Annotated in this window: 17 protein-coding genes; 10 read left to right on the top strand and 7 right to left on the bottom strand. The window is 62.9% G+C overall.

All coding sequences use genetic code 11. The annotated features are described in order from the left end of the window. Positions 1–246: 246 nt before the first annotated feature. Entirely contained in the window at positions 247–1,212 is a 966-nt protein-coding gene (gene cbiB, locus BM413_RS16635) for an adenosylcobinamide-phosphate synthase CbiB (protein WP_091914974.1), read from the bottom strand. On the opposite strand from cbiB, the gene cobD reads away from it, so the two are divergent. Together cobD and BM413_RS16645 are read left to right on the top strand one after the other, a co-directional pair. Further along, the gene (gene cobD, locus BM413_RS16640; protein ID WP_091914976.1) at positions 1,211–2,272 is read left to right on the top strand and encodes a threonine-phosphate decarboxylase CobD; all 1,062 of its coding nucleotides are present in this window, start codon (positions 1,211–1,213) and stop codon (positions 2,270–2,272) included. The genes cbiB and cobD overlap by 2 nt on opposite strands. Then, positions 2,269–2,772, top strand: a complete 504-nt coding sequence (locus tag BM413_RS16645) for a tyrosine phosphatase family protein (RefSeq protein WP_091914977.1) — start codon at positions 2,269–2,271, stop codon at positions 2,770–2,772. Before cobD ends, BM413_RS16645 begins: the two co-directional genes overlap by 4 nt. On the opposite strand, the gene BM413_RS16650 is transcribed toward BM413_RS16645, so the two are convergent. Both BM413_RS16650 and BM413_RS16655 read right to left on the bottom strand, forming a co-directional pair. Beyond that, the gene (locus BM413_RS16650) at positions 2,773–3,576 is read right to left on the bottom strand and encodes a creatininase family protein (protein ID WP_091914979.1); all 804 of its coding nucleotides are present in this window, start codon (positions 3,574–3,576) and stop codon (positions 2,773–2,775) included. A gap of 199 nt (positions 3,577–3,775) precedes the next feature. Beyond that, entirely contained in the window at positions 3,776–4,159 is a 384-nt protein-coding gene (locus tag BM413_RS16655) for a RidA family protein (RefSeq protein ID WP_091914981.1), read from the bottom strand. A 246-nt stretch (positions 4,160–4,405) separates the two neighbouring features. On the opposite strand from BM413_RS16655, the gene BM413_RS16660 reads away from it, so the two are divergent. From BM413_RS16660 to BM413_RS16690, 7 genes are all read left to right on the top strand, one after another. Further along, the gene (locus tag BM413_RS16660; protein ID WP_091914983.1) at positions 4,406–5,410 is read left to right on the top strand and encodes an ABC transporter substrate-binding protein; all 1,005 of its coding nucleotides are present in this window, start codon (positions 4,406–4,408) and stop codon (positions 5,408–5,410) included. A gap of 16 nt (positions 5,411–5,426) precedes the next feature. Continuing rightward, on the top strand, positions 5,427–6,236 hold the full coding sequence (locus BM413_RS16665) for an ABC transporter ATP-binding protein (protein ID WP_091914985.1): 810 nt from the start codon (positions 5,427–5,429) through the stop codon (positions 6,234–6,236). After that, on the top strand, positions 6,233–7,084 hold the full coding sequence (locus tag BM413_RS16670) for an ABC transporter permease (protein WP_091914987.1): 852 nt from the start codon (positions 6,233–6,235) through the stop codon (positions 7,082–7,084). Before BM413_RS16665 ends, BM413_RS16670 begins: the two co-directional genes overlap by 4 nt. Positions 7,085–7,238: 154 nt before the next feature. Further along, positions 7,239–8,549 (top strand): cytosine deaminase, encoded by a 1,311-nt coding sequence (locus tag BM413_RS16675; protein WP_091914989.1) that lies wholly within the window; start codon positions 7,239–7,241, stop codon positions 8,547–8,549. Next, the gene (locus BM413_RS16680; protein WP_091914990.1) at positions 8,549–9,952 is read left to right on the top strand and encodes an FAD-binding oxidoreductase; all 1,404 of its coding nucleotides are present in this window, start codon (positions 8,549–8,551) and stop codon (positions 9,950–9,952) included. The genes BM413_RS16675 and BM413_RS16680 overlap by 1 nt, the downstream gene beginning before the upstream one ends. A gap of 10 nt (positions 9,953–9,962) precedes the next feature. Further along, positions 9,963–10,544 carry an NAD(P)H-dependent oxidoreductase gene (locus tag BM413_RS16685; RefSeq protein ID WP_091914991.1) on the top strand — a complete coding sequence of 194 codons (582 nt, stop codon included), beginning with the start codon at positions 9,963–9,965 and terminating at the stop codon, positions 10,542–10,544. Next, positions 10,544–11,131 carry an NAD(P)H-dependent oxidoreductase gene (locus BM413_RS16690; protein ID WP_091914992.1) on the top strand — a complete coding sequence of 196 codons (588 nt, stop codon included), beginning with the start codon at positions 10,544–10,546 and terminating at the stop codon, positions 11,129–11,131. The genes BM413_RS16685 and BM413_RS16690 overlap by 1 nt, the downstream gene beginning before the upstream one ends. Before the next feature lie 152 nt (positions 11,132–11,283). Here the strand turns inward: BM413_RS16690 and BM413_RS16695 are convergent, their stop codons facing one another. From BM413_RS16695 to BM413_RS16710, 4 genes are read right to left on the bottom strand one after another with little or no spacing between them, the layout of a single operon-like run. After that, the gene (locus BM413_RS16695; RefSeq protein ID WP_091914993.1) at positions 11,284–13,728 is read right to left on the bottom strand and encodes a GcvT family protein; all 2,445 of its coding nucleotides are present in this window, start codon (positions 13,726–13,728) and stop codon (positions 11,284–11,286) included. Continuing rightward, positions 13,725–14,918 carry a pyridoxal phosphate-dependent aminotransferase gene (locus BM413_RS16700; RefSeq protein WP_091914994.1) on the bottom strand — a complete coding sequence of 398 codons (1,194 nt, stop codon included), beginning with the start codon at positions 14,916–14,918 and terminating at the stop codon, positions 13,725–13,727. Before BM413_RS16700 ends, BM413_RS16695 begins: the two co-directional genes overlap by 4 nt. A gap of 1 nt (position 14,919) precedes the next feature. Beyond that, on the bottom strand, positions 14,920–17,370 hold the full coding sequence (locus BM413_RS16705; protein ID WP_091914995.1) for a GcvT family protein: 2,451 nt from the start codon (positions 17,368–17,370) through the stop codon (positions 14,920–14,922). A gap of 24 nt (positions 17,371–17,394) precedes the next feature. After that, positions 17,395–18,000 (bottom strand): helix-turn-helix domain-containing protein, encoded by a 606-nt coding sequence (locus BM413_RS16710; protein WP_091914996.1) that lies wholly within the window; start codon positions 17,998–18,000, stop codon positions 17,395–17,397. Positions 18,001–18,173: 173 nt separating this feature from the next. Between BM413_RS16710 and BM413_RS16715 the strand changes: the two genes are divergently transcribed. Further along, a complete protein-coding gene (locus BM413_RS16715; protein ID WP_175544345.1) occupies positions 18,174–18,884 on the top strand; it encodes a nitroreductase in 711 nt (236 codons plus the stop codon). The last annotated feature ends 21 nt before the right edge of the window (positions 18,885–18,905 follow it).

The following is an 18,905-nucleotide window of genomic DNA, read 5'->3' on the forward strand; positions in this document are numbered from 1 at the left end:
GGAGGTAGGCGGCTTGTCTTACCCAAGGCCTGCCAGGTTGTCCCACGGCCCGCTAGCTTGTTTCACCCCGACACCTGCCAACAAGTATTTCAGATCACAGCACTTTAGATAACAAGCGTTTCAGATAACAAGCGTTTCAGAACTTGGCGTGAAAGCGCACCCACCTCCCTCATCCTGAGGTGCGAGCCCGCAGGACATTGCCGTTGTGTCGTAAATTCTGACGGGCGAGCCTCGAAGGACGCACCCCTATCCGAGCCACATCCACAGCGACAACACCCCAAACCCCACAATCATCAACGCATCCGCTGTCCAATAAAGCCTCAGCGCCCGCCTGATGTCCGCGGCATTGGCCTCACGCCGGCCATCCCCCATCGTCGCGTCATCGACCATGACGCCGCCATAGACGCGCGGGCCGGCGAGCGACAGGCCGAGCGCGCCAGCCATCGCCGCTTCCGGCCAACCGGCATTGGGCGAGCGGTGTTTCGAGGCATCGCGCCAGACGCTGCGCCAGGCATTGGCAGCACTGACACCGGGCACGATCATCGCGGCAATCACCAGCAGCAAAGCGGTCAGCCGCGAGGCGGGCAGGTTGATCAGGTCGTCGAAGCGGGCTGCAGCCCAGCCGAAAGCCTCATGCCGCTTCGTGCGATGGCCGATCATCGAATCGGCAGTGTTCGCAGCCTTGTAGGCGACGCCGCCGGCCAGTCCGCCGATGCCGAGCCAGAAGGCGGGCGCGACGATGCCGTCGGAAAAATTCTCGGCGAGGCTTTCGATCGCGGCGCGGCTGACGCCGGCTTCGTCCAGTCGTTCGGGATCGCGGCCGACGATCTGCGACACGGCGCGCCTGCCGGCCTGCAAGCCGCCGCGATCGAGCGCGTCGGCCACCGCCTTCACATGGCTGGCAAGACTGCGCTGCGCCAGCAATGTGCTGGCGAGCAGTGCCGACGCGACAATGCCGAGCGGGGAGAGCGAAAACAGCGTTTCAAGGAAAAATGCGATGCCCGCCGGGATGGCAATCAGCACGATCAGCGCCACCACGCCGCAAATGCGGCGTGATGCGTCGGATTGGGTGGCGCGGTTGAGGTTCTTGTCGAGGAAAGAAATGAGCTGGCCGATCCAGATCACCGGATGGCCGATTGCGCGCACCAGCCGATCCGGGTAACCGAGACCCAGTTCGACGAGAAGCGACAGGAAGGCGAGCAGGACGAACATGGCGCTGGAAAACAGGAGTTCGGTGACGGCGGTGGCCGATCACGGCGGCAGCCTCGGCCGGGCGGCAGCGCTGTTTCCGCAAGCGCCGCTGCCCTGGATCGACCTGTCGACCGGGATCAATCCGCACTCCTATCCGCTTTTCGATCTCCCTGCCACAGCCTTGTCGCGGCTACCGGAATCGGGCCGGGCACGGGAATTGGCAGCGATTGCGGCAAGCGCCTATGGTGCGCCATCCGTGGCCAATATTGCATCCGCACCGGGCACGCAGATCCTGCTGCCACGCGTTGCCTCACTGGTGAAGCCGGGCAGGGCGCTGGTGCTTGGGCCGACCTATGCCGAGCACGCGCGGGCCTGCGCGATTGCGGGTCATGCCGTTGCTGAAGTCCGGGATTTCAAGGCGCTTTACGATGCGGACCTCGCTATCGTCGTCAATCCCAATAACCCCGATGGGCGCGTGATGCCGCGCGAAAAGCTTCTTCATCTCGCCGCCGCGTTGCACGCTAAAGGCGGGCTGCTGGTGGTCGACGAGGCCTTCATGGATGTCGGGCCGCAGTCCGAGCGCATCGATGGCGATGCCGGGCAGGGCGGTCTCGTCGTGCTGCGCTCCTTCGGCAAGTTTTTTGGCCTTGCCGGCGTGCGGCTGGGTTTCGCGATTGCTGCCGAATCGGTGGTTGCCCGGCTGGATGCAGAATTGGGGCCGTGGGCCGTTGCTGGCCCGGCGCTGGAATATGGCATCAAGGCGCTGGCTGACACCTCCTGGCAGGTGGCGATGCGCGACAAGCTCAACGACGAAGCGGCGCGACTCGATACTTTGCTGGCAAGGCATGGCGTGATCGTCAGCGGCGGTACCAGCCTGTTTCGATTCATGAAAACACCTCACGCCGCGAGAATGTTCACCGCGCTGGGCGAAAAGGGTATCCTGCTGCGAAATTTCAGCTGGGACGCCTCCGCGCTCCGCATCGGCCTGCCCGGCAGCGAAGCGGAGTGGCAGCGTCTGGAGCAAGCACTCGCCGCTTGGGCGGCCCGGCATGCCGGCAAACTCACCGAGGTTCGGTCATGATCTATGTCTGCCCACTGTCGAAGATCGATGAGACGGCGACGAGTATCGGCGCAAGCCGGATGGTTTCGCTGCTCAACACCGGCACGGCGTTGACCCGTCCGGCGGTGATCGCACCGGAAAACCATCTGCTGTTGCTGATGAACGATATCGCCGAGGCGCAGGAAGGCATGACCTTGCCGGGTGAGGACCACGTGCGCAACCTGCTCGATTTTGCCGGCACCTGGGATCGCGCACAGCCGCTGCTCATCCATTGTTTTGCCGGCATCAGCCGTTCGACGGCGTCGGCCTATATCGTTGCGTCGGCGCTCTCGCCGCATCGCGACGAGGTCGAACTGGCGAACACGCTGAGGCAGGCATCGCCCTCGGCAACGCCCAACCCGCGGCTGATCGCAGTAGCCGACGACATCCTCGGGCGTGGGGGGCGTATGGTGGATGCCATCCGCGCGATCGGACGCGGCGCTGACGCTTTCGAAGGCACTCCTTTCGGCCTGAACCTCTGATCAGGGCAGCCAGTCGGCCAGTTTTGCTTTCCTGACGTCTTGCAATAGGCGGATGAAGCCGTCGGCCTGATGCTCGGCCGTCAGCTTGCCCTTTTCTGCCGTGGCGATCGCGGCATTGCCGACGACGCCATGCTTGTTGAGGTCGGTGGCGACCCAGGCGAAGGCATGCGTGCCGGTCTGGCGCAAAAGGTCGAATTGCTGCTCGGCATTGGCGACATTGGAGACGAAATTCTCGGCCTTGCCCATGTCGACCAGATCAGGCCGGAAATGCAGCATCAGCGAGGTCTCGACATCGCCGCCATGGATGCCTTGGCGGTCTTCCAGTTCCGGGTACATGCCCTCCGGCCGGCCAAAGCGCTGCCAGCTCGTTTTCACCGCCAGCATGTCGAAGCGCACGCGCAGTTCGCGCGTGACGATGCCCATGATCTCCTCGTTGCCGCCATGCGAATTGACGACCACCAGCTTGCGCACGCCGGCCCGCGCGATGGAAACGCCGAGTTCGGTCCAGGCTTCGATCAGTGTTGTCGCCGGCAAGGTCAGCGTGCCCGGCGCAAAGAGGTGCTCATTGGATTTGCCGACTGCCTGCACCGGCAGGATGCGGATGTCGAGATCGTCGGGCAGGCGCGCGATGACGGCTTCCAGCATGCCGTTCATGATGGTGGTGTCCGTCGAAACCGGCAGGTGAGGCCCGTGCTGCTCGATCGCCGCGACGGGTAGGACAGCGATCGTCCTCTCCGGGTCGATCGAAGCATATTCGGTGGTCTTGTAGTCGCCCCACCAGACGCGTCTTTTTGTTTGGGCCACTGGAAACTCCGAAAAGAGAATAATGGTTTGCGCTGCCCCTCATCCCGCTGCCGCGACCTTCTCCCCGTATAGCGACGGGGAGAAGGAGGAAGCTCCAGCGTTGACGCCTCCCTCTCCCCGTTTTTCACGGGGAGAGGGTAAGGATGAGGGGCAGCGCCAATCTCTGGATCATTTAACGATAGAGCGAAGCGCTGTCGACTTACCCTGCCGCGATCACCTCGATCTCGACCTTGAATTCCGGCCGGGCAAAACCTGAAACAATCATCAGCGTCGAGGCGGGCGCCGGATCAGAAAACAGCCGGTCGCGCACGTCCATATAGGGCCGCAGATAAACGCGGTCGGTGACGAAGGCGTTGATGCGCACGATGTCTTTCAGCGTCAGGCCGGCCTCGCCAAGAATTGCCGCGATATTGCCGAAGCAGAGCTCCGCCTGCGCGCCGGCATCCTCGGGGATCGCGTCATCCGGCCCAATGCCGAGTTGGCCGGAACACAGTACGAGGCGCTTGCCTGCCGGCACTTCGACGCCGTGGCTGTAGCGCGCAAAGGGCGGTTTTATCGTTTTCGGGGTGAGGAATCTGAACATGAAAATCTCCGGGTCGCCGCAAGCCTAGATCGGTTGAGCATCACGCTTCAAGCCATTGTGCATGCTTTCCAACCATGATGGACAGACGCCCGGAAAATGGGCACGATGCCGGGTGAAATGGCACAAGCGCGCCGCTGGAATTGCACGATGGCGTCATCATCCCTGCAAACAGCCAATGGCATACGTCTTGCTTGAAGACTTTATTGCCCGGCGACAATCGCGCGGGCCGAAACAGGGGTGTTGTCGATGAACAGGAAATTCTGCTTCTCCGTCGGCGTGATCGCGCTTCTCGGCGCTTCCGCTTCGACCGCACTGGCAGCCGAAAAGATCACCTACATGACCAACTGGTTGGCCCAGGCCGAGCATGGCGGCTACTATCAGGCGGTTGCCGACGGCACCTATGCCGCCTGCGGCCTGGACGTCACCATCCAGCAGGGTGGACCGCAGGTCAGCGGCCGGCCGTTGCTTCTGGCCGGCAAGATCGATTTCTACATGGGCGGTAACCTGTTGCAGGCGTTCGATGCCGTGCAGCAGAACATTCCGCTGCGCATCGTTGCTGCTTCCTTCCAGAAGGAGCCGCAGGTGGTCATGTCCCATCCGGGGCAAGGCCTCGACAAATGGGAAGACCTGAAGAACGCCGACCAGTATATCCTGGGCGACGAGGGCGCGCAGAGCTTCTTCCAGTGGATGATCACCGAATTCGGCTTCGACCCGGCAAAACGCGTGCCCTACACCTTCAATGCGGCGCCCTTTATCGCCAATACGAAGTCCATCCAGCAGGGTTACGTCACCTCGGAACCTTTCGCGGTGGAGAAGGAAGGCGGCTTCAAGCCCAACACCTTCCTGCTGGCCGATTACGGCTTCAGCACTTACGCAACCACGATCGAGGCGATGCAGGAGACGATCGACAAGCGGCCGGAGGTGGTGAAGTGCTTCGTCGATGGCTCGGCCAAGGGCTGGTACAATTATCTCTACGGCGACAACAAGGCCGCCAACGAAGCGATCAAGAAAGACAATCCCGACATCACCGACGAGCAGATCGCGTTTTCGATCGAGCAGATGAAGAAGTTCGGCATCGTCGATTCTGGTGACGCGGAAAAGCTCGGCATCGGCGCCATGACCGACGAGCATATCGCAGGGTTCTACGCCAAGATGGTCAAGGCTAAGGTCATTCCTGAAGGCCTCGATATCAAGAAGGCCTACACGCTCGATTTCGTTAACAAAGGCGTGGGGCTCGACCTGAAGAAGTGAGCCCGGCTCCGGCGTAATGGTTCCATCGACAACAGTACCGGGCATGGAAGGCAGCGGAAAACCGCTGCTTTCGCTGCGCGCCGTGGGAAAGACCTTTTCCAACGGCGTGACCGCGCTCAGCAATGTCGACATGACGATCCGGGAGGGCGACTTTCTTAGCCTGCTCGGTCCGTCCGGCTGCGGCAAGTCGACGGCGCTGCGCATTATCGCCGGCCTGACCGCGCCGACCACCGGCACGCTGGACTGGTCGCGCAAGCCGGGTGAGGAGAGTTCCGTCGGCTTCGTTTTCCAGGAGCCGACGCTGCTGCCCTGGGCCAGCGTGTTCGACAATGTCTGGCTGCCGCTGCGGCTGAAGGGCGTTTCACGAAGCGATGCTGCACCGGCGGTTTCGCAGCTTCTTGAGCGCGTTCACCTGTCGGGTTTCGAAAATGCAGTGCCGCGCGAGCTTTCCGGCGGCATGAAGATGCGCGTGTCGATAGCCCGCGCACTGGTGACCAAGCCGCGTGTGCTGCTGATGGACGAGCCTTTTGCGGCGCTCGACGAAATCACGCGCTTCAAGCTCAACAACGATCTCCTCGAGCTCTGGCAGGACGAACGCTTCACCACGGTCTTTGTCACGCACAGCGTCTTCGAAAGCGTGTTTCTTTCCAACCGCATCGTCGTCATGGCCGCGCGTCCGGGCCGGGTGTTTCAGGAGGTCGAAGTCGACGCGCCCTATCCGCGCGATGAGGCGTTTCGCACGTCGCCCGCCTATGCCGCCCTGTGCCGGCAGGCCTCCGATGTGCTGGTCAGCGCGATCAACTCCACGCATGGAGCGGCGGCATGACCGCTGTCGAACGGTCCGTGGCAACGCTCGACCCCGAGGAAGCGCGGCGCCTGCGGCGGGAACGGCTGGAGCGCATCGGCAGCTGGGTTCTGCCGCTGGCGATCATGGTTCTGGCGATCTGGCTGTGGGACCGCATCTGCGTCTGGAACGAGATCCCGCAATATATCCTGCCGCGGCCGGGCGTGGTGCTGCAGACGCTGCACAACGATGCCGGTCTGCTGTTCGGCTCGCTGCTGGTGACGCTGCGCATCACCTTTCTCGGCCTGCTTCTGGCGGTCGTCGGCGGCGTCGGGCTTGCCGTGCTGTTTGCGCAGTCGAAATGGGTCGAGATGTCGCTCTTCCCCTTCGCCATCGTGCTGCAGGTCACGCCGATCGTCGCGATCTTTCCGCTGATCAACATCTATGTCGACAACCAGACGGCCAAGCTGCTGCTCTGCGCCTGGATCGTTGCCTTTTTCCCGATCCTGTCCAACACGACGCTCGGGCTGAACTCGGTCGACCGCAATCTGCGCGACCTGTTCCGGCTCAACGGCGCGACGCGCTGGCAGGAGCTCTGGCATCTGCGCCTGCCTGCGGCGATGCCCTATTTTCTCGGCGGCTTGAAGATCGCCGGCGGCCTGTCGCTGATCGGCGCGGTGGTGGCCGAATTCGTCGCCGGCGCTTCCGGCCAATCGTCGGGGCTCGCCTCGCGAATTATCGAGGCCGGCTACCGGCTCAATGCGCCGAGATTGTTCGCGGCGCTGATCCTGATCTCGCTCGCCGGCATCGTCATCTTCCTCGTGCTTTCGCTGGTGTCGCATCTCATCCTGCGGCGCTGGCACGAAAGCGCGCTGAAGCAGGAGCGGTAGTGATGATCCTGCTCGCATTTCGCTGCCCCTCATCCCCCTGCCGGGACCTTCTCCCCGTGAACGGGGAGAAGGGGGCTAGCCGCAGCGCCTCCACTTCTCCTTCTCCCCGTCACTATACGGGGAGAAGGTCCCGGCAGGGGGATGAGGGGCAGCAATGACATCTATCCAGATACCCGCCTCCGGCAACTACACCCTCGTCAATGCCCGAGTGCACTCCTCACTCACGCCCGACTTTGCCGCATCCTTCGACGCTGACGGCTTTGCGCTCGCCGACATCGCGGTCATGGGCGGGAAGATCGCCAGCATCACCGCGAACGAAGCACATGATCCCGCCGCCGCCATCGACCTCAAAGGCCGCATCGTCCTTCCCTGTTTCGTCGATTGCCACACCCATATCGACAAGGGCCACATATGGCCGCGAACGCCGAACCCGGACGGTTCCTTCCCGGGTGCGCTGGTCGCGACGGGAAACGACCGCGCGGCGCGCTGGACTGCCGAGGATGTCGCGCGGCGCATGGATTTCTCCCTGCGCTCGGCCTACGCCCACGGCACCAAGGCTCTGCGCACCCATATCGACAGCGTGCCGCCCCAGGAAGAAATCTCCTGGCCGGTTTTCGAGGAGATGCGCGAGCGCTGGAAAGGTCGCGTCGAGTTGCAAGGGGCCTGCCTGCTCGGCATTGATGGCGCGCGCGACGCGGCATGGTTCGAGCGGTTGGCGAAGCAGGTGGCGGCTGCCAAAGGCGTGCTCGGCGCTGTTGCATACATGGTGCCCGACCTCGATGAACTGCTGGACCGCATGTTCCGCACCGCGACCGATCTCGGCCTCGATCTCGATTTCCATGCCGACGAAACCGCCGATATCTCCGCAGTCGGGCTCAGGAAGATCGCGGAAGCGGCACTGCGTCATCGCTTCGGAGGAAAAATCCTCGTCGGCCATTGCTGCTCGCTGGCGCGCCAGCCGGACGCCGATGTGCTGGACACGCTCGACAAGGTGGCGCGCGCCGGCATCGCGGTCGTGTCGCTGCCGATGTGTAATCTCTACCTTCAGGATCGCCGCCATGACGGCACCACGCCACGCTGGCGCGGCGTGACGCTGCTGCACGAGATGAAGGCGCGCGGCATTCCCGTCTCCGTCGCCTCCGATAACACGCGTGATCCCTTCTATGCCTATGGCGATCTCGACATGCTGGAGGTCTATCGCATGGCGACGCGCATCCTGCATTTCGACCACCCGGTGAGTGACTGGCCGAAGTCGGTTGCGGCGACGCCGGCAGAGGTGATGCGGCTCGACGGGGCAGGCGGCTTAAGCGTCGGCGATGCCGCCGACTTCATTGTCTTCAAAGGCCGGAGCTGGACCGAACTCCTGTCGCGGCCGGAATCTGACCGCATCGTCGTCCGCAATGGCAAGGCCATCGCGCGCGAACTGCCCGACTATGCCGAACTCGACGACCTGATGGTGAACTGATGGACATTGCGGCGCTGAAGCGCGAACTCGACGGCCTGAAGATCGAAGATAATCCGGCGATCGTGCAGCAGAAGAGCCGCGATTTCTACTGGTACAGCCCTGTTCTGAAGCGCCAGCTCGAAAACGTAACCGCCGATCTTGTCGTCTCGCCCAGGAACCAGGGCGAGGTCGTGCGCGTGCTCGCCGCCTGTCACCGCCTCGGCATTCCGGTGACGCCGCGCGGCACCGGCACCGGCAATTATGGTCAGGCCATGCCACTGTCGGGTGGCGTTGTGCTGTCGCTCGCCGAGATGAACGAGGTGACCACGATTGCGGCGGGGCGTGTCATTTGCGGGCCGGGCGCGATCCTTGCCGATATCGACCGGGCGACGCGCGCGCATTCAGGCCAGGAACTGCGCCTGCATCCTTCGACCTACAACACCGCTTCCATCGGCGGTTTCATCGCCGGCGGCTCAGGTGGGGTCGGCTCGATCAATTTCGGCGGCTTGCGTGATTTCGGCAACGTCATTCGCCTGCGCGTCGTCACCATGGAGGCCGAGCCGAAGGTGCTCGACCTCACCGGCGAGGACCTGCACAAGGTCACGCACGCCTATGGCACCAACGGCATTATCGTCGAGGTCGAGATGCCGCTGACGGCGTCCTATGACTGGATCGACGTGATCGTCGGCTTCGACAGTTTCATCGGCGCAGCGCGCTACGGCAATGCGCTCGCCTGCCAGGACGGGCTTTTGACCAAGCTCATCACGCCGATCGCGGCACCGGTGCCGCAGGATTATTTCAAACGCCACCAGCGCTTCTTCCGGCCGGGGCAGAGCATTTGTCTCGTCATGGTCGCGCCGCAGTCGCTCGATGCTTTTCTGGCCTTCACACGCCGCGAGGGCGGGGAAGTTGTGATGAACGCAGCCAGCATGTCGGAGGCGGAGAAAAAGGGCCTTCCGCCGGCCTTCGAGCTTGCCTGGAACCACACGACCTTGCGGGCGCTGCGCGTCGATCCTTCAATCACCTATCTGCAATCGCTCTATCCGTTCCCGAACCAGCTGGCTCTGGTCGAGAAGATGGATGCGATGTTTCCGGGCGAGGTCTTTTCCCATCTCGAATTCGTTCGCTTCGATGGCAACATCACCTGTTTCGGCCTGCCGCTGGTGAAATTCACCAGCGAAGAGCGGCTCGATGAGATCATTCGCTTGCATGAGGAGAATGGCTGTCCGATCTTCAATCCGCACCGCTATACGCTGGAGGAGGGCGGCATGAAGCAGACGGACGATATTCAGCTCGCCTTCAAGCGCGAGGCCGACCCGCAGGGGCTGCTCAATCCCGGCAAGATGATCGCCTGGGAAAATCCCGACTACGACTACCGGTCGGGCAAGACCTTTCTGTTCAAAGGTTTGCAGCGGGCGGGTTGACGGAGCAGGCATGAACATCCTCGTCCTCTACGCCAATCCGGTCGAGACAAGCTTTGGCGCTGCAGTTCACAGCCTGATCGTTGAACGGTTGAGGACGAAGGGACATAGTGTCGACGACTGCGATCTTTATGGCGAAGACTTCGACCCGCGCCTCACGCGCGCCGAGCGCATTGGTTATCACGATGTTCCCGCCAACATCGAAAGCGTTCACACCTATGTCGAACGCCTGCGCCGCGCGGATGCGCTGGTGCTCTCCTTTCCTGTGTGGAACTACGGCTATCCCGCCATCCTGAAAGGCTTTTTCGATCGCGTCTTCCTGCCCGGCGTGTCGTTCAAGCTTGTCGCAGGCCGCACGGTGCCGACGCTTCACAATGTCAAAAAGGTCGCCGCAGTCACCACTTATGGCGGCAGCAGGCTTGCAGCGTTCCTGGTTGGCGATCCACCGCGAAAGATCATTACGCGGGTGCTGCGCGCGACGGTAAAGCCGGGCGCGCCGGTTTCCTATCTGGCGCATTATTCCATGAACCTCTCGACGCCTGCGTCGCGCGAAAAATTCATGGCGAAGGTTTCGGCCCAGATGGACGCCTTCTGATGCGGGTGCTGGTGGTCTATTGCCATCCTGTGCCTGAAAGTTTTTGCGCCGCGGTTCGTGATGCGGCCATAGAGGCGATCCACGCCAAGGGCTGCGAAGCGCGTCTCGTCGATCTCTACGCGGAAAACTTCGACCCCGTCATGCGTGACGACGAGCGGCGATTCTACAATGATCGTCGGCCGGTAGACCCGGCGCTTGAAGCGCATATCGAGCACCTGAAATGGGCGCAGGCGATCGTCTTCATCTACCCGACATGGTGGTATGGCCTGCCGGCCATGCTGAAGGGTTGGCTCGACAGGGTTTGGGCAACGGAGGTCGCCTTCGAACTGCCCAAGGGCAAGGGAGCGATCAAACCGCTGATGACGCATGTGTCGAAGATCGCCGTCATCACCACCTGCGGTGCGCCGCGCTGGTGGTCGCATGTCGTCGGCCATCCCGGCCGCAAGACCATCCTGCGCGGCATCCGCGCGCTCTGCGCCCGGCGCTGCCGCACGATGTTCCTGGCGCATTACATGATGGATACCTCGACGCCGAAAAGCCGCGAGGCGTTTCTGGGGCAGGTGCGGCGCAAGCTGGCGGCTTTTTGAGGGGTTGCAGTGGTCTTTCTTCTCCCCGTTCACGGGGAGAAGATGCCGGCAGGCAGATGAGGGGCAGCGCTTGCCTCTCAGAAGTTGGAGCCGCCCCTCATCCGACCCTTCGGGCCACCTTCTCCCCGTAAACGGGGAGAAGAAAGAGCGCGCTACATCCTGACCCGTTCCGACTTCGGATCATACATCGGCCTCAACGATGCCTCGGCCTTGAAGCGTTCGCCGGCGATCTCGATCTCGTAGGACGAGCCGAGCACATCGGCCTCGCTCTCCCCCTTCGCCGGCACATAGCCCATGCCGATGGCACCGCCGAGGTGATGGCCGTAATTGCCCGAGGTGACCGTGCCGACGATCTTGCCGTCGCGCACGATCGCCTCGTTGTGGAACAGCAGCGGTTCCGGGTCGGTCAGGCGGAACTGCACCAGCCGGCGTGACAGGCCGGCATCCTTTTTTGCCAGCACCGCGTCGCGGCCAATGAACTCGCCCTTGCCGGTCTTCACGGCAAAGCCGAGGCCGGCTTCCAGCACATGGTCCTCGTCGGTGATGTCGTGGCCGAAATGGCGGAACGCCTTCTCGATGCGGCAGGAATCCAGCGTGTGCAGGCCGCAGAGTTTCAGGTCGAATTCGCGCCCGGCGTCTTCCAGCGCCTCGAAGACATGGGCGGTCTGGTCGGTCGAGACATAGAGTTCCCAGCCGAGTTCGCCGACATAGGTGACGCGGTGAGCGCGCGCCAGCCCCATGCCGATCTCGATCTCCTGGAAGGTGCCGAACGGATTGTTCGCATTCGAAAAATCGTTTGGGCTGATTTTTTCGATCAGTTCGCGAGAACGCGGACCCATCAGGCAGAGCACGCTTTCTGAAGCCGTCACATCGGTGATGACGACGAACTCGTCGCGCAGATGCTTGCGCAGCCATGCCAGGTCGCGCTGCAAGGTCGCGCCGGGCACGACGGCGAAGAAGGCCGTTTCGGAAAGACGCGAAACGGTGAGGTCGCTCTCGATGCCGCCGCGATTGTTCAGCATCTGCGTGTAGACGATCTTGCCGGGTGCGACATCGAGATCGTTGGCGCACATGCGTTGCAGGAAGGCCAGCGCATCGCGGCCCTCGATCCTGATCTTGCCGAAGGAGGTCATGTCGAACAGGCCGACATTGTTGCGCACGGCCAGATGCTCGTCGCGCTGGTTGTCGAACCAGTTCTGTCGCTTCCAGGAATATCTGTATTCGCGCTCCTGGCCTTCGCGGGCGAACCAGTTGGCGCGTTCCCAGCCGGCGACTTCGCCGAAAACGGCTCCGCGCGCCTTCAGTTGCTCATGGATAGGCGAGCGGCGCACGCCGCGCGAAGTCGCCATCTGGCGGTAGGGGAAATGGTCGGCATAGAGAAGGCCGAGCGTTTCGGAGACGCGCTCCTTGAGGTAGGCGCGGTTCTTCTGAAAAGGCTGGGCGCGGCGGATATCGACTTCCCACAGATCGAAGGGCGCTTCGCCGTCATTGATCCATTGCGCCAGCGCCATGCCGGCACCGCCGGAGGAAACGATGCCGATGGAATTGTAGCCGGCGGCCACCCAGTAGCCGCCGAGTTCGGGCGCTTCGCCGAGATAATAGCGGTCGTCGGGCGTAAAGCTCTCCGGGCCGTTGAAGAAGGTGTGGATGCCGGCGGTGCCGAGCATTGGCATGCGGTTCACGCCCATTTCGAGGATGGGCTCGAAATGCTCGAAATCCTCGGGCAGCTGGTCGAAGCAGAAATCCTCCGAAATGCCGTTCATGCCCCATGGCTTGGCGACCGGCTCGAAGGCGCCGAGCATCATCTTGCCGGCGTCTTCCTTGTAGTAGGCGCATTCGTCCGGCACGCGCAGGACGGGGAGGCGGCCAAGCCCCTCAATGGCTTCGGTGACGAGATAAAAATGCTCGCAGGCGTGCAGCGGCACGGTCACGCCCGACATGGCGCCAAGTTCGCGCGCCCACATGCCGGCGCAGTTGATGACGATATCGCTCTCGATCGTGCCTTGCTCGTCGCCCTTGGCCCATGAAACGCCGGTGACGCGGCCGTTCTTCTGGTGCACGGCTGTGACTTTGACGTTCTCGACGATCTTCGCGCCGCGCTGGCGTGCGCCTTTGGCCAGCGCCATGGCGATGTTGGCAGGGTCGCACTGGCCGTCGAGCGGCAGATGCACCGCGCCGACCACGTCGGCCACGTTGAGATGCGGATACATCTCCTTGACTTCATTAGGCGAAATCTCGCGCACATCGACATCGAAGGCGCGCGCCAGCGAGGCCTGGCGGTAGATTTCGTGCTTGCGCTCCTCGGTCAGCGCAACGGTGATGGAGCCGACTTGGCGCATGCCGGTGGCGACTTCGGTTTCTTCTTCCAGCTTGACGTAGAGGTCGGCGGAATATTTGGCGAGCCGCGTCATGTTCTGCGAGGCGCGCAGCTGGCCGATCAGCCCTGCCGCATGCCAGGTGGTGCCGGAGGTGAGCTGTTTGCGCTCCAGAAGCACGATGTCGGTCCAGCCGAGCTTGGCGAGGTGATAGGCGACCGAGCAGCCGGATACGCCGCCGCCTATGATGACGGCGCGGGCCTTTTGCGGCAGAGAACTCATGCTTGCTTGCTTTCCTTGGATGGGCTGTAGGCGGCGGCGAAGCGCTTCAGGCGTTCGGCTGCTTCCAGAAGAATGTCCTCCGGCTGGCAGAGGCTGATGCGGATGTGGCCGGCGGCGGCGTCGCCGAAGCTGACGCCGGGCATGACGGCGACCTTCTCGCTGTTGAGGAACGCCCAGGCGAAGCTTTCGCAGTCCGGCTCTATGGCGCTGATGTCGAGCATGACATACATGCCGCCTTCGGAGCCGCGCACGGTGACATTGTTCAGCCCGCGCACGGCGTCGAGAAAGACGGCGCGCCGTGCCGCATAGCGCTCGGCTATCTCCTTGACGCCGTATGCATTCTCCATTGCCTCGACCGCTGCACGGCTGACGAAATCGGTCAGGCCGTAAGTGGTGACGAGATTGAGGCTGATGAGCAGGCTGACCAGGTCCTTCGGCGCAGTCAGCCAGCCGATACGCCAGCCGGTCATGCCGTGGCTTTTCGACATGGAGTTGATGACCAGCGTGCGCTCGGCCATGCCGGGCAGCGAGCGCGGCGAGACATGCTCGCCACCGCCCAGCGTCCAGTAAACCTCGTCGGAAAACAGCCAGAGATCATGCTTGCGGCAGATTTCCGCGATGCCTTCCAGGCTTTTGCGGGAATATACGGCACCCGTCGGGTTGTTGGGCGTGTTGATGAGGATCGCCTTGGTGCGCGGCTGCAAGGCAGCAGTGATGTCTTCGGCGCGCGGCTGGAAACCGTCCTCGGCGCGGGTCTCGACGATGGTGAAATCAGCGCCCGCCGCGCGGAAGGTCGGCGGGTAGGTGGCATAATAGGGCGCGACGACGATGGCGTGGTCGCCTGGATCAAGCGCGGCCTGCGCGGCGGCAAACAGCGCGAGCTGCCCGCCCGGCGTGGCGATCACCTCGTCGGCAGTGGTGGGCACGCCGGTGCATTGCGCGGAAAGCTTCGCCATGGCCGCGCGCAGGCGCGGGATGCCGGGAAGCTGCGTGTAATGATGATAGCCGCCGCGCACGGCGGTGACGCAGGCTTCGACCGTCTCAGTAGGCGTGTCGAAATCATGATCGCCGACCGAAAGCATGATGATGTCCTCGCCTGCCTCCTTGCGGTTCATGGCGGCGAAGTGGACCTCCCAGCCATCCTTGCCGGACGGCGTGATGCCGGAAATGCGGGACGAGGGTTTGGGCATCTTATGCTCTCAATCTTTCGTTCTTCGGGTCCCACAGGGGCTGGTCTTCCTGCACCACCGCGGGGAAATTCTCGCCAAAGATTTCCACCTGCACTTTCGTGCCGGGCACCGCCAGATCGGCGCGGATCGTGCCGAGCGCGATCGACTTGCCGACGCGGTAGCCCCAGCCGCCGGAGGTGGTTTCGCCGACGATCCTGCCTTCATAGAGAACGGTCGACATGTAGGGCGCGTCGTGAGCGCCAGCCTCGACCACCAGCGTGACGAAGCGTTTCTTCACGCCCTGCTGCCGTTCGCTGAGCAGTGCGGCCTTGCCCTTGAAATCCGGCTTGTCCCATTTGACGAAGCGCTCGAGCCCGCCTTGCAGAACGGTGTAGTCGGTCGAAAGATCGCCCTTCCAGGCGCGATAACCTTTTTCCAGCCGCAGCGAATCCAGCGCGAACATGCCGAAGGGTTTCAGGCCGTGCTTTTGTCCTGCAGCCCAGACGGCGTCGAAGATCGCCGCCGTGTCTTCGATCTTGGTGTGGATTTCCCAGCCGAGTTCGCCGGCAAAGGAAACGCGCACGAGCTGGCACCAGCGGCCGGCGATCTGCACGGACTGATGCGACAGCCATGGCAGCGTGAGGTCGGCGTCCGTTACGCCGGCCAGTATCGCACGGGAATTCGGCCCTGAAAGGATCTGGCAGGAAAAGGCGTCGGTCATGTTTTTGAGTGAGATTTGAGTCGCTTGCGGAAGATGCTTCTGAAGCCACTCGAAATCATGCCACTCGGCAACGGCCGCCGTGATCAGGAAGAAAAAGTCCTCGCCAAGCGCCATGATCGACATTTCGGTGACGATGCGGCCCTTGTCGTCGGCGAAATAGGCAAGCCCGATACGCCCGGGCTTCGGCACCACGCCGGTGATCAGTGAAGACAGCCAGTCGCGCGCGCCGGCGCCTTCGACGCGGAAGCGCGAGAAGCCGGGCAGGTCGAGGATGCCGGCCGTGTCGCGCACGGCCAGGCATTCCTCGCGAATGCGTTTCTCCCACGGCCCAGTGCGCGCAAAAGTCTGGGTGGATTCTTCCGAGGTGTCGTCGCCGTCCTTCGCGAACCAAGTCGCGCGCTCCCAGCCATTATAGGCGTTGAACTGTGCGCCGAGGGCGGCGATGCGGTCGTGGATCGGCGACAGTTTTTGTCCACGACCAGCCGGCCAGGCGTGGCGCGGGAAATGGATCGCATATTCGTGGCCGTAGATTTCCATGCCCTTGGCCACGGCATAGTCCTTATCGGCAGCGAATGAGGTGAAGCGGCGCGGGTCGCAGGACCACATGTCCCATTCGGTCTGGCCTTGCGTCACCCACTCGGCCAGCACCTTGCCGGCCCCGCCGGCCTGGGCGATGCCGAAGGTGAAGACGCAGGCCTCGAAGGCATTGGGCACGCCCGGCATCGGGCCGATCAACGGGTTGCCGTCAGGCGCGTAGGGGATAGGGCCGTTGATGACCTTGGAAAGCCCTGCGGTGCCGAGGATCGGCACGCGGGCTATGGCGTCGTTGAGATACCACTCCAGCCGCTCCAGATCGTCCGGGTAGAGCTGGAAGGAGAAATCGTCGGGCATTGGGTCGTCGGCGGTCGCCCAATGGGCGCGGCAGTTGCGCTCATAGGGGCCGAGATTCATGCCGTTCTTTTCCTGCCGCAGATAGTAGGAGCTGTCGACGTCGCGCAGCAGGGGCAGCTTGTGTCCGGCCTCCTTCGACCAGGCGGCGAGTTCGGGGATTTCCTCGAACAGGATGTATTGATGGCTCATCACCATCATCGGCACATCGCGGCCGAACATCTTTCCGACCTCCTGCGCCCGGTAGCCGGCGGCGTTGACGACATATTCGCAGCGGATTTCGCCTTGCGCGGTCTCGATCGCCCATTCGCCATTCTCGCGGCGCACACCGCTGACCGGGCAGAAGCGGATGATCTTGGCGCCCATGTCGCGCGCGCCCTTGGCAAGAGCCTGGGTCAGCTGCGCCGGGTCGATGTCGCCGTCGCTCGGGTCGTAGAGCGCGCCTTGCAGCTCATGCGTTTCGATAAAGGGATAGCGCGCCTTGATCTCGTCGTTGCCGACAACCTCGATGTTCATGCCCTGATAGCGCCCCATGCCTCTGGCGCGCTGGAACTCCTGCATGCGCTCCTTCGAGTGGGCAAGCCGCAGCGAACCGGTGACGTGATAGTTCATGGGGTAGTCGACTTCCGCCGCCAGCCCCCGGTAAAGCTTGGTCGAATAGCGCTGCATGTTCATCAGCGACCAGGATGACGAGAAGGTCGGCACGTTGCCTGCCGCATGCCACGTCGAGCCGGAGGTCAGCTCGTTCTTTTCCAAGAGCACGCAGTCGGTCCAGCCGGCCTTGGCCAGATGATAGAGCGCCGAGACGCCGACAGCTCCGCCGCCGATGATGACCACGCGCGCCGTTGTCGGAAAATCAGCCATCGAACTCTTCTCCTCCTCAATTCCTCAATAAACCGGTGGCGAGATCACCCATATGACCACCGCCGGTTCGTTCCCCGGATTCTTCCATCGGAACGGCTTGCCGCCGAACCTGAAACTGTCGCCTTCTGCGAGGCTGTGCCAGTTGCCGTCGATCTCGATGTCGAAGCGGCCTGAGACGAGATAGCCTGCTTCCTCGGTCGGGCGATGCGCCGCCGTCTTCAATTCTGCGCCGGGCGCGAATTCGGAGCGCAGCATTTCGAAGCTTCCGCCAAGGTCCGGCGAAAGAAGCTCTTCCACCAGGCCGGAATCGCTTGTGCCAAGCGAGCGGCGGCGGCCCGCGCGCACGATCACGCCGCGCTCGGCCTCTTCCGGTACGTCATGACCGAAGAACAGGCTGACCGGCACGCCGAACAGATCGGCGAAGGCGCGCAGGTCACCGATCGAAGGCGTCGACAGGCCGCGCTCGACCTGGCTCAGCCAGCCGACCGAACGCCCAAGTTTCAGCGCAATCTCGGACAATGTAAGGCCTCGCGCCTTTCGCAGCGCGCGCAGATCCCGCGCCAGCAGCGCGTTTGCGCCGTCTGGAAGGGGGCCATCCGCCGCGATGTGCCGGGACTTTTGAAGCGACATGAAAATTCCTCGAGAAATTTCATCAGATGTCAATTTCGTGAAAAATTCAAGCAGAATTTCATGGAACGCAGGTAGTGCTTGCGAGAGTTAAGAGGCTGGTGCAAATGCAGGTTTCGCGAAAGGATGATGAGGAGCGTTCTTTGGATCGCAGCCGCATCGAGAAGGAACTGTTCATGCTGGCACGTGGGGCCGCAGCCAACGCCAAGGACGAAACTGCAATCGTCGACGAGGCCATCGTGTCGCGTCGTTCGGTACGCGCTTTCCTGCCGACGCCGGTCGATGACAAGGTGATCCGGGAAATCCTGGATGTCGCCGCGCGCGCGCCGTCGGGCACGAACATGCAGCCGTGGAAGGTCTACGTCACCAAGGGCGAGAGCAAGCAGCGCATCACCGACGCCATCCTCAATTCCGGTATCCGCGCCGAGAAAGCCAATTGGGACGAGTACAAATACTATCCCGACCAGTTCTTCGAGCCCTATCTGGCGCGCCGCCGCGCCAATGGCTTCGGCCTCTACAGCGTGCTTGGCATCGGTCGGCGCGAGGTCGAGCGCATGCGCGCGCAGCACGACCGCAACTTCGTCTTCTTCGACGCGCCGGTCGGCATGATCTTCACCATCGACCGCCGGCTCAACCAGGGTTCGTGGATCGACTACGGCATGTTCCTGCAGAATATCATGATCGCAGCGCGGGGCAGGGGCCTGCACACATGCCCGCAGGCGGCATTCGCGCCCTATCACAACCAGATCAGGCCGGTTCTTGATATCCCGGATGAGGAAATCGTCGTCTGCGGCATGGCGCTCGGCCATGAAGACACGACCAAGCCGGAAAGCACCTTCCGCACCGACCGCGCGCCACAGGAAGAGTGGGTGACGTTTCGGGAGTGATTGCCGGCCGCAAGGCGGCCG

It is taken from the genome of Mesorhizobium sp. YR577, from assembly GCF_900116595.1.
GTDB lineage: Bacteria > Pseudomonadota > Alphaproteobacteria > Rhizobiales > Rhizobiaceae > Mesorhizobium_M.

Excerpts from the sequence above, each read along its gene's own strand:
- BM413_RS16690 (WP_091914992.1), top strand. The coding sequence starts at position 10,544 with ATGCGGGTGCTGGTGGTCTATTGCCATCCTGTGCCTGAAAGTTTTTGC.
- BM413_RS16680 (WP_091914990.1), top strand. The coding sequence starts at position 8,549 with ATGGACATTGCGGCGCTGAAGCGCGAACTCGACGGCCTGAAGATCGAA.
- cbiB (WP_091914974.1), bottom strand. The coding sequence starts at position 1,212 with ATGTTCGTCCTGCTCGCCTTCCTGTCGCTTCTCGTCGAACTGGGTCTC.
- BM413_RS16715 (WP_175544345.1), top strand. The coding sequence starts at position 18,174 with ATGCTGGCACGTGGGGCCGCAGCCAACGCCAAGGACGAAACTGCAATC.
- BM413_RS16705 (WP_091914995.1), bottom strand. The coding sequence starts at position 17,370 with ATGGCTGATTTTCCGACAACGGCGCGCGTGGTCATCATCGGCGGCGGA.
- BM413_RS16710 (WP_091914996.1), bottom strand. The coding sequence starts at position 18,000 with ATGTCGCTTCAAAAGTCCCGGCACATCGCGGCGGATGGCCCCCTTCCA.
- BM413_RS16665 (WP_091914985.1), top strand. The coding sequence starts at position 5,427 with ATGGTTCCATCGACAACAGTACCGGGCATGGAAGGCAGCGGAAAACCG.
- BM413_RS16675 (WP_091914989.1), top strand. The coding sequence starts at position 7,239 with ATGACATCTATCCAGATACCCGCCTCCGGCAACTACACCCTCGTCAAT.
- BM413_RS16645 (WP_091914977.1), top strand. The coding sequence starts at position 2,269 with ATGATCTATGTCTGCCCACTGTCGAAGATCGATGAGACGGCGACGAGT.
- BM413_RS16660 (WP_091914983.1), top strand. The coding sequence starts at position 4,406 with ATGAACAGGAAATTCTGCTTCTCCGTCGGCGTGATCGCGCTTCTCGGC.
- BM413_RS16695 (WP_091914993.1), bottom strand. The coding sequence starts at position 13,728 with ATGAGTTCTCTGCCGCAAAAGGCCCGCGCCGTCATCATAGGCGGCGGC.
- BM413_RS16670 (WP_091914987.1), top strand. The coding sequence starts at position 6,233 with ATGACCGCTGTCGAACGGTCCGTGGCAACGCTCGACCCCGAGGAAGCG.
- BM413_RS16685 (WP_091914991.1), top strand. The coding sequence starts at position 9,963 with ATGAACATCCTCGTCCTCTACGCCAATCCGGTCGAGACAAGCTTTGGC.
- cobD (WP_091914976.1), top strand. The coding sequence starts at position 1,211 with ATGGCGCTGGAAAACAGGAGTTCGGTGACGGCGGTGGCCGATCACGGC.
- BM413_RS16700 (WP_091914994.1), bottom strand. The coding sequence starts at position 14,918 with ATGCCCAAACCCTCGTCCCGCATTTCCGGCATCACGCCGTCCGGCAAG.
- BM413_RS16655 (WP_091914981.1), bottom strand. The coding sequence starts at position 4,159 with ATGTTCAGATTCCTCACCCCGAAAACGATAAAACCGCCCTTTGCGCGC.